This window comes from Caulobacter sp. SSI4214, assembly GCF_012184455.1.
In the GTDB taxonomy this organism is placed as follows: domain Bacteria; phylum Pseudomonadota; class Alphaproteobacteria; order Caulobacterales; family Caulobacteraceae; genus Caulobacter; species Caulobacter vibrioides_E.
Genome location: NZ_SZWJ01000127.1, coordinates 1 through 9,923, shown reverse-complemented (window position 1 = coordinate 9,923; position 9,923 = coordinate 1). Strand labels below are relative to the sequence as shown.

At 69.0% G+C, this 9,923-nt stretch carries 8 protein-coding genes and 1 pseudogene; 7 read left to right on the top strand and 2 right to left on the bottom strand.

What is annotated here, in order from left to right:
• Positions 1-1,027: pseudogene (locus FCU40_RS21555) on the bottom strand (hypothetical protein); the annotation flags it as partial.
• Positions 1,028-1,078: 51 nt separating this feature from the next.
• The gene (gene dapB / locus FCU40_RS21550; RefSeq protein ID WP_168077778.1) at positions 1,079-1,864 is read right to left on the bottom strand and encodes a 4-hydroxy-tetrahydrodipicolinate reductase; all 786 of its coding nucleotides are present in this window, start codon (positions 1,862-1,864) and stop codon (positions 1,079-1,081) included.
• A 253-nt stretch (positions 1,865-2,117) separates the two neighbouring features.
• Here dapB and FCU40_RS21545 point away from each other — a divergent pair, with 253 nt between their 5' ends.
• The 7 genes from FCU40_RS21545 to FCU40_RS21515 form a co-directional block, all read left to right on the top strand.
• Positions 2,118-4,400: an NADP-dependent malic enzyme gene (locus tag FCU40_RS21545; protein WP_168077776.1), complete on the top strand. Its 2,283-nt coding sequence runs from the start codon at positions 2,118-2,120 to the stop codon at positions 4,398-4,400.
• A 329-nt stretch (positions 4,401-4,729) separates the two neighbouring features.
• Positions 4,730-4,999: an usg protein gene (locus tag FCU40_RS21540; protein ID WP_004617972.1), complete on the top strand. Its 270-nt coding sequence runs from the start codon at positions 4,730-4,732 to the stop codon at positions 4,997-4,999.
• Positions 5,000-5,064: 65 nt separating this feature from the next.
• On the top strand, positions 5,065-5,727 hold the full coding sequence (locus FCU40_RS21535; RefSeq protein ID WP_168077774.1) for a phosphoribosylanthranilate isomerase: 663 nt from the start codon (positions 5,065-5,067) through the stop codon (positions 5,725-5,727).
• Between the two features lie 23 nt (positions 5,728-5,750).
• The gene (gene trpB, locus FCU40_RS21530; RefSeq protein WP_168077772.1) at positions 5,751-6,971 is read left to right on the top strand and encodes a tryptophan synthase subunit beta; all 1,221 of its coding nucleotides are present in this window, start codon (positions 5,751-5,753) and stop codon (positions 6,969-6,971) included.
• Positions 6,972-7,131: 160 nt separating this feature from the next.
• Positions 7,132-7,959: a tryptophan synthase subunit alpha gene (gene trpA, locus FCU40_RS21525; protein WP_168077770.1), complete on the top strand. Its 828-nt coding sequence runs from the start codon at positions 7,132-7,134 to the stop codon at positions 7,957-7,959.
• A gap of 12 nt (positions 7,960-7,971) precedes the next feature.
• Positions 7,972-8,898: an acetyl-CoA carboxylase carboxyltransferase subunit beta gene (locus FCU40_RS21520; RefSeq protein WP_168077768.1), complete on the top strand. Its 927-nt coding sequence runs from the start codon at positions 7,972-7,974 to the stop codon at positions 8,896-8,898.
• A gap of 150 nt (positions 8,899-9,048) precedes the next feature.
• Positions 9,049-9,923: Mur ligase family protein (locus FCU40_RS21515; protein WP_168077766.1), on the top strand; the 875-nt coding region annotated here is incomplete at its 3' end.

Here is a 9,923-nt window from a genome sequence, read left to right as displayed (position 1 = left end):
CCAGGGCGGCGTTTCGGGCGTCCAGCGACGGGCCCGACACGCGCTCGCCCCGCAGCACGCCTTGCGATCGGCCCAGGAAGGCGAAGGCCGGCAGCCCCCCGTCGAAGCGCCCGGAAAGGGTCATGTCGCCGGTCACGCCCTGGGCCTGCCGCTCGCCGATCCGGCCGCCGTCGGCCCGCAAAGACAGCCGCGCCTCGGTCGGACCGCTGGCCGCCATCCGGGCCAGGTCCGGATAGGGCAGGTCCGCCGACAGCTCGGCGACGCCGTTCGACAGCGCGGCGGCGTCGGTTTCCAGCGCGTCCAGCGCCAGGGAGACCTCGAGCGTCAGCCGGTCGCCGCGCTTTCGGGCCGTGACCTTGGCGCCCTGGCCGTCGATCACGAGGTTCCGCGCGGCGTAGCGCAGCGGCGCCAGGCGGCCGTCGAAACGCAGCAGCTGTCCGTCGTCCAGGCTGGCGTCGCCGGTGATGTGAGCGCGGCCGCCGGGCGTCATCAAGTCCAGTTGGGCGTTCTCGACCAGGATGGCGGGGCTGGGGCCGGGCTTGCGCGGCGACTTCAGCGCCTCGTCGATCAGCGGCTGCAGGGCGCCGAACCGCAGGCCCCTGGCGTCGAGGCTGGCCAGCACACGCGGGCGGACCAGACGGATGGCTCGGGTCTGGATGCCGAACGCCCCGCCGCTCCACGGCGAGGACAGGTCATAGGCCACCTCCAGCCTGTCGGCCGCGAAGACGGGGGCGTCGCGCGGTCCCAGGCGCACCTTGCCCGAGAAGCCGGTGGCGTCGACATCGTCCAGCTCGACGGCGGCCTCGATGCCGTGGTCCTTCAGCCAGGCCTGGGCCAGGTCGCGGCCGATCTCGCGCCGGTCGGACCAGACCACCAGGCCCGCGGCGATGAAGGCCAGCATCGAGACCGACAAGGCCTCCAGCCCAAGATCGACCAGACGCTCGCGATCCCCGGCGCGCCCGGACAACGGCGTGGGGGGCGAGGGCTTGGGCGGCGAGGTCTTCGGTTCCTGGGCGGTGTCGGCCATGACGTCCTGAAGTCTAGGTCCCTACAGAAGCCCTCAGGCCAAGCTTTGGTTTCAAGAGACGTCCGAACGTGAGAACCCCAGCACGTCCTGCATGTCGTAGAGGCCTGACGGCTTGGCCTTGACCCAGACGGCGGCGGCGATGGCCCCGCGCGCGAACAGGCCGCGGTCGATGGCGGAGTGCGCCAGGGTCAGGGTCTCGGACTCGCCCGCGAAGATCACGCTGTGCTCGCCGATAATCCCGCCGCCGCGCACGACCGAGAAGCCGATCGCGCCTTCGACGCGGGGACCGGTGACGCCGTCGCGGCCTCGGTCGGCGACCTTGGCCAGGTCGACCCCGCGCCCCTCGGCCGCCGCCTCGCCCAGCATCAGGGCCGTGCCGGACGGCGCGTCGATCTTGCGCTTGTGGTGGGCCTCGAAGACCTCGATGTCCCAGTCCTCGGCGGGGAGGGCGGCGGCGGCCTGGCGCACCAGGCCCATCAGCATGTTGACGCCCAGCGAATAGTTGCCCGACCGAACGATGGCGATGGTCTTGGAAGCCTCCTCGAGGCGGACCAACTGCTCGTCCGAAAAGCCGGTCGAGCCGATCACCAGGGCCGGACCGCCGCGCCGGGCGGCGGCCTCGGCCAGCTGGACCGAAGCCTCGGGCAGGGTGAAGTCGATCACCGCCTCGGCGATCTCAAGCGCCTGGTCGCGCGAGACGAGATGGCCGCCCTCCGCCCCCGGACGATCGAAGCGGGCGGCGACGGCGGCGTCGGCGCGGCCTTCGAGGGCCAGGGCCACGGCCTTGCCCATGCGGCCCTCGGCGCCGGCGATCGCGATCTTCACGGGCAGGGACAAGGGCGCTCTCCGACACGAAACCTGGCCCGGCAATTCGCCCATTCCGACCCCCAAGGTCAACCTCGCGCGGGCTTCCCGAGCGGCAGCCAGCTTGACGCAACGCCAATCCTAACAAGCGTTTGCTGGGATTTTCGCACGGGCGCCCGGTTGTGACGCCTCGTTCGCGTCGCTACGCTGGCGGCGCATAAGGGCGCGTTCGCATCGATCGGCGCGCCCCTTCATCGACTTGCGCAGCAGGAATGGGAAACGCCGGATGAGCGACGCGGAACGCAAGACCTTCACGGACGAGGAGGCCCTGGCCTTCCACCGCTACCCGCAGCCGGGCAAGCTGGCGGTGACCCCGACCAAGCCGATGGCGACGCAGCGCGACCTCAGCCTCGCCTATTCGCCCGGCGTCGCCGTGCCTGTCCACGCCATCGCCGCCGATCCGGACGCGGCCTACGAGTACACGTCCAAGGGCAATATGGTCGCCGTGATCTCGAACGGCACCGCGATCCTGGGCCTGGGCGACCTGGGCGCCCTGGCCTCCAAGCCGGTCATGGAGGGCAAGAGCGTCCTCTTCAAGCGTTTCGGCGACGTCGACTCGATCGACATCGAGGTCACGTCCAAGGACCCCGACGAGATCATCACGGTGGTCAAGAACATCGGCGTCACCTTCGGCGGCATCAATCTCGAGGACATCAAGAGCCCCGAATGCTTCCGCATCGAGACCGAGCTGCAGGAGCTGCTCGACATCCCGGTGTTCCACGACGACCAGCACGGCACGGCGATCATCTGCGCCGCCGGCCTGATCAACGCCTGCCACATCACCGGCAAGAAGCTGGAGGACGTGAAGGTCGTGCTGAACGGCCCGGGCGCGGCGGGCATCGCCTCGTTGGAGCTGATCAAGGCCATGGGCGTGCGTCCGGGCAACGTGATCGCCGTCGACAGCAAGGGCGTGCTCTACGAAGGCCGCACCGAGGGCATGAACCAGTGGAAGAGCGCCCACGCGGTCAAGACCGACAAGCGCACCCTGGCCGAGGCGGTCGAAGGGGCCGACGTGCTGCTGGGTCTTTCGGCCAAGGGCGCGTTCACGCCCGAGATGATCGCCACCATGGCGCCCAACCCGGTCATCTTCGCCATGGCCAATCCCGATCCGGAAATCACGCCCGAAGAGGTCCACGCGGTTCGCAAGGACGCGATCATGGGCACCGGCCGCAGCGACTATCCCAACCAGGTCAACAACGTCCTGGGCTTTCCCTACATCTTCCGTGGCGCGCTCGACGTCCGGGCCCGCCGCGTCAATCACGAGATGAAGATCGCCTGCGCCCGGGCCCTGGCCATGCTGGCCCGCGAGGACGTGCCCGACGAGGTCGCCGCCGCCTATCACGGCCGGCAGCTGAAGTTCGGCCCCAACTACATCATTCCGTCGGCCTTCGATCCGCGCCTGATCTGGTACGTGCCGCCGTTCGTGGCCCAGGCGGCGATGGACACCGGCGTGGCTCGTCGCCCGATCGCCGACATGGACGCCTATCGGGCCAGCCTGGCCCAGCGCCTCGACCCGACCGCCGGCTTCCTGCAGAAGATTTCCGGCTCGGTCCTGGCCAAGCCCAAGCGCATCGTGTTCGCCGAGGGCGAGGACCCCAGCGTGATCCGCGCGGCCTATGCCTATCAGACTGGTGGCTATGGCCAGGCCATCCTTTGCGGCCGCGAGAACCTGGTGCACGAGAACATGAAGCTGGTGGGCCTCGATCCCGAGACCGCCGGCCTGGAGATCATCAACGCCCGCCTGTCGGACCGCAATCCCGACTATGTCGACGCGCTGTATCACCGCCTGCAACGCCAGGGCTATCTGAAGCGCGACGTTCAGCGCCTGATCAACCAGGACCGCAACAGCTTCGCCGCCTCGATGGTGGCGCTGGGCGAGGCTGACGGCATGGTCACCGGCGTGACCCGCAGCTTCGACCAAGCCCTGGAAGAGGTGCTGCGCGTCGTCGATCCGGCCCCCGGCGGCCGGATCATGGGCATGAGCGTCGTGCTGGCCAAGGGCCGCACGATCTTCGTGGCGGACACCAATGTCACCGAGCTGCCCGAGGCCGAGGAACTGGTCGACATCGCCTGCGAAGCCGCCCGGGCCGTCAAGCGTCTGGGCTTCAAGCCGCGCGTGGCCTTCATGAGCTATTCGACCTTCGGCAACCCGATGGGCCTGCGCTCGGAGAAGGTGCGCGAGGCGGTGGCCATGCTCGACGAGATGGATGTCGACTTCGAGTACGAAGGCGAGATGCCGCCCGAGCTGGCCCTCGATCCGGAACGACGCGCCAACTATCCGTTCATGCGCCTGACCGACAGCGCCAACATCCTGATCATGCCGGCCATTCACGCCGCCTCGATCTCGACCAAGCTGGTGCAGTCGCTGGGCGGCGCCACCGTGATCGGTCCGGTGCTGCTTGGCCTGTCCAAGTCGATCCAGATCGCGCCGCTGTCGGCCTCGGTGTCCAAGATCCTGAACATGGCCATGATGGCGGCCTACGATCAGCCGGTCGAGGCGGCGGAATAAGCTTCGCGCCACAACGGGGCGTCGCATCCCCTCGCGGCGCCGGCCGGCCCCTCCCCAAAACCCTCTCCCGTCGGGAGAGGGCGAGACCCGTCGCCGCGGGCGGTGGGAGGGAGAGAGAGGGATATCACTGCCGGCCGGGAACACGCGGGTCTTTCCACGCGCCGGATACTGCTCATCCTGCGGGCGTCGCCCGGGCGCTCCGTGTCCTTTTCCATCCCTTCGGCGGTCTCCGCGTGAAGCGGCGTCATCGTGCGACATCGCGGCGCTTGCGCGACTCGCCGACCGGATCAAACGTTCCGTCATCGGCGCGTTTTATCGGAGGATCTTCGATGGCGAGTAAGGCGTTCGAGCTGCAGATGAAGGGGTACGGCCTGACCACGGCCGAGATCCACTACCACATTCCCGATCACCCCCACCTGCTGCAGCTCTATGTCTGGCAGGAGTACGACCTGGCCCCGAAATTCCCGACCCTGAAGGGATTTCTCGACTTCTGGGCCAAGGAGCTGGACGGGGTGCTGCACTCGGTGCGCGTCGCCCACAACCGCCTGATCAGTCCGCGCGAGTGGCGGGCGGTGAACGGGATCTTCACCTTGCAGTGAGCTTTCCGCGGCCGTGAGTTTTGCTGGGCTTGCATCGTCGGGGCCTCGCACGTAACTCCGCGTCCATGACCACGTCTTCCCCGGTCGGGGCCAAGATCTGCGGGCTATCGACGCCCGAGGCCCTCAAGGCCGCCTTCGACGGCGGCGCGGCGTTCCTGGGCTTTGTCTTCTTCGAGAAGAGCCCGCGCGATGTCACGCCCGAGACCGCCGCGCGATTGATCGCGCCGGTGCGCGGCCGGGGCGTCAAGACGGTCGCCGTCACGGTCGATCCCGACGACGCCCTGGTCGATCGCCTGATGGCGACGATGCGTCCCGACCTGATCCAGGTCCACGGCAAGGAGACCCCTTCGCGGGTCCGCGAGATCGCCGCCCGGGCCGGCGTGGGCGTCATCAAGGCGCTCTCGGTGTCCAGCCCGGCCGATGTCGACCAGGCCCAGGCCTTCGACGGCGTCGTCGAGCACCTGATGTTCGACGCCAAGCCGATGGAAGGGTCGGCCCTGCCCGGCGGCACGGGCGCGCGGTTCGACTGGGGACTTCTGGCCGGCCGCTGCTTTTCCCGTCCGCATTTCCTGGCCGGCGGGCTGGATCCGTGGAACGTGGCCGAGGCCGTTCAGGCGTCCGGAACCCCCATCGTGGACGTTTCCTCTGGCGTGGAACGCGGTCCCGGCCTAAAGGACCCGGCTCTGATCACGGCGTTCCTGGACGCCGTCAAACGCGCCAAAGACTAGACAAGCCCAGCTCGGAAGCTCTTGTGAACGCTCCTGCGAAACCCAACGACTACTCGGCCTATCCCGACGCGAACGGCCGCTTCGGCGGCTTCGGCGGTCGCTATGTCGCCGAAACCTTAATGCCGCTGGTCCTCGACCTGGACAAGGCCTATGCCGAGGCCAAGGCGGACCCGGCCTTCCAGGCCGAGCTCAAGAGCTACAACACCCACTATGCCGGCCGGCCCAGCCCGCTCTATTTCGCCGAGCGCCTGACCGAGCACTTCGGCGGGGCCAAGATCTATTTCAAGCGCGACGAGCTGAACCACACCGGCTCGCACAAGATCAACAACGCCCTGGGCCAGATCCTGCTGGCCATGCGCATGGGCAAGACCCGGATCATCGCCGAGACCGGCGCCGGCCAGCACGGCGTGGCCACCGCCACCGTCTGCGCCCGCTTTGGCCTGCCGTGCGTGGTCTATATGGGCGCCACCGACGTCGAGCGTCAGAAGCCCAACGTCTTCCGCATGAACCTGCTGGGCGCGGAAGTGCGTCCGGTGACCTCGGGCACGGGCACCCTGAAGGACGCCATGAACGAGGCGATGCGCGATTGGGTGACCAACGTGCACGACACCTACTACCTGATCGGCACCGCCGCCGGCCCGCACCCCTATCCGGTGATGGTCCGTGACTTCCAGAGCGTGATCGGGTCCGAAGCCCGCGAGCAGATCCTCGAGATGGAAGGCCGCTTGCCCGACGCGGTGGTCGCCTGCATCGGCGGCGGTTCGAACGCCATCGGCCTTTTCCACCCGTTCCTGAACGACGAGAGCGTGCGCCTGATCGGCGTCGAGGCGGCCGGCCACGGCGTCTCCACCGACAAGCACGCCGCCTCGCTGACCGGCGGCCGCCCCGGCGTGCTGCACGGCAACCGCACCTATCTGCTGCAGGACGATGACGGCCAGATCATCGACGCCCACTCGATCTCGGCGGGCCTCGACTATCCGGGCATCGGCCCCGAGCACTCGTTCCTGCACGAGGTGGGACGCGCCGAATATGTCTCGACCACCGACGAGGAGGCCCTGGCGGCCTTCCAGCTGTGCTCGACCCTCGAAGGCATCATCCCGGCGCTTGAGCCGGCCCACGCCCTGGCTCGCGTCGGCGAGATCGCGAAAGAGCTGGGCAAGGACAAGATCGTGGTGATGAATCTCTGCGGTCGCGGCGACAAGGACATCTTCACCGTCGCCGAAGCGCTGGGGCGCTCGATTTGATCGACGATTGTTTTAGGCTCCCTTCCCCCTCGATGGGGGAAGGGTCGGGGATGGGGGTGCTCGCACGGCGCTGGCCGGCGAGCCCGTGCGGCTCTGACGGCCGCATCACCCCCACCCAACCCTCCCCCATCAAGGGGGAGGGCGCGGGGAACGAGAATCCATGAGCAAAGACCGTATCGATCGCCGCTTCGCGGCGCTGAAGGCCGAGAACCGCGCCGGCTTCGTGACCTATGTCATGGCCGGCGATCCCGACGCGGCCACGACGCTTAGCGTGCTCAAGGGCCTGCCGGCCGCCGGCGCCGACCTGATCGAGCTGGGCTTCCCGTTCTCCGACCCGATGGCCGAGGGTCCGACCATCCAGCGCGCCGCCCAGCGCGGTCTTGCGTCCGGCATGACCCTGCAGGGGACCCTGGACCTGGTCGCCGCCTTCCGCGAGGGCGACGCCGACACGCCGGTCATCCTGATGGGCTATCTCAATCCGGTGCTGCACCGGGGCTTCGAGAGCTTCGCCGCCGCCGCCGCCAAGGCCGGGGTCGATGGCCTGATCATCGTCGACTGCCCGCCGGAAGAGGCTGATCCGCTGTCGGACGCACTGGAAGCGGAAGGCATCGCCCTGATCCGCCTGGCCGCGCCGACCACCGATGACGCCCGCCTGCCGGCCGTGATCCGCCGCACCTCGGGATTCGTGTACTACGTCTCGGTGGCCGGGGTGACCGGCGTCAAGGAAGCCGACGCCGACGCCGTGGCGCCCGCCGTCGAGCGCATTCGCAAGGCCTCGGGCCTGCCGGTCGCCGTGGGCTTCGGCATCCGCACCCCGGAGCGCGCCGCCGAGGTGGCCCGCGTGGCCGACGCCGCCGTGGTGGGCTCGGCCCTGGTCGACGAAATCGAGTCGGCGGCCCAGTTGAACGAAAACGTGACCGAGAAGGTTCTTCTCAAGGCGTCGGCGCTGGCTAAGGCTGTGCGATCGGCGCGAGTCGGGACGAAGTGAGGCTTTAAGGCTATGGCTATGGCTGAACCCCAGGACCCGAAGAAGGGCGACAAGAAACAAGCGGGCGATCGCCGAGGCGGCGGTTGGCTGTCGCGGATCGCCCCCGGCGTGCGCGGCGCGTTCGCCAAGCGCGAGACGCCCGAGAACCTCTGGGTCAAGTGCCCCGACACCGGCGAGATGATCTTCCGCTCCGACCTGGAGGCGGCCCTGTGGGTTACGCCGGCCGGTCGCCACATGCGGATCGGGCCGGAAGCCCGCTTCAAGTTCACCTTCGATGACGGCCAGTATGAGGCGCTGCCGACGCCCTCGGTCGTCGAGGACCCGCTGAAGTTCTCGGACGGAAAACCCTACAAGGACCGTCTGGCCGCCGCTCGCAAGGCGACGGGCGAGCCTGACGCGATGGCCATCGGCTACGGCAAGGTCGGCGGCGTCGACGCCGTAGTGCTGGTCCAGGATTTCGCCTTCATGGGCGGGTCGCTGGGCATGGCCGCCGGCGAGGGCTTCATCGCCGCCGCCAAGGCCGCGCTTGAACGCCAGGTCCCGCTGATCGCCTTCACCGCCGCCGGCGGCGCCCGGATGCAGGAAGGCGCGCTGTCGCTGATGCAGATGGCCCGCACGACCTTGGCGATCAACGAATTGAAGGAAGCCGCCCTGCCCTATGTCGTGGTCCTGACCGACCCGACCACCGGCGGCGTCACCGCCTCCTACGCCATGCTGGGCGACATCCACCTGGCCGAGCCGGGCGCCCTGATCGGTTTCGCCGGTCCGCGCGTCATCGAACAGACCATCCGCGAGACCCTGCCGCCGGGCTTCCAGCGCTCGGAGTACCTGGTCGAAAAGGGCATGGTCGACCGCGTCACGCACCGCAAGGAGCTGCCGCAGGTCCTGGGCTCGATCCTCGGCACCCTGATGATGGGCCGCGCCCGCAAGGCGGTGTAAGACTGAAGTTCTTCCTCCTCCTCTTTGGGGGAGGGGGACCGCCGAACGGCGGTGGAGGGGGCTCGGACCGCCTCCGCAGCGCCCCCTCCGTCACGTCGCCTATTGGCGCCGCGCCACCTCCCCCGCTAGGCGGGTGAGGAGGAGACGAAAATGGCCGAACACCTCCGCGCCCACGACGCCGCGCTCGAACGTCTGAAGGCGCTGCATCCCAAGCTGATCGACCTGTCGCTGGATCGGATGCGGCGGCTTTGCGCGGCTCTGGGCGATCCGCAGGACCGCCTGCCGCCGGTCATCCACGTGGCCGGCACCAACGGGAAGGGTTCGACGGTCGCCTATCTGCGCGCCATGGCCGAGGCGGCGGGCCTCAAGGTCCACGTCTTCACCTCGCCGCACCTCGTGCGGTTCGCCGAGCGCATCCGCCTCGCCGGGACCCTGATCACCGACGATCACCTGGCCGATGTGCTGGACCGTGTCGAAGCCGCGAACGCCGGCCAGCCGATTACCTTCTTCGAGATCACCACGGCGGCGGCCTTCGTCGCCTTCGCCGATGTCCCGGCCGATCTCTGCATCGTCGAGGTCGGGCTCGGCGGGCTGCTCGACGCGACCAATGTGATCGCCAAGCCCGCCGTCAGCGTCATCGCCCCTGTCGACATCGACCACCGCGAATTCTTGGGCGACACCATCGCCAAGATCGCCGTCGAGAAGGCCGGGATCATCAAGCCCGGCGCTCCAGTGGTCTCCGCGCGCCAGCACGGCGACGCCGAGGACGTGCTGGAGACGACCGCGGCCCTGGCCGGGGTCGAGCTGACCCTGATGGGCCGCGAGTTCGACGCCTGGAGCGAAGGCGGTCGGCTGCTGGTGCAGATGCAGGACCGCCTGCTCGACCTGCCCGCGCCGTCTCTGCCGGGCGAGCATCAGTTCGCCAACGCTGGCCTCGCCGTCGCCGCCCTGCTGGCCTTGGGCGATCCGCGAATCGACGAGGCGGCGATGGGCCGGGGGATCGCCAGCGCGGTCTGGCCCGCCCG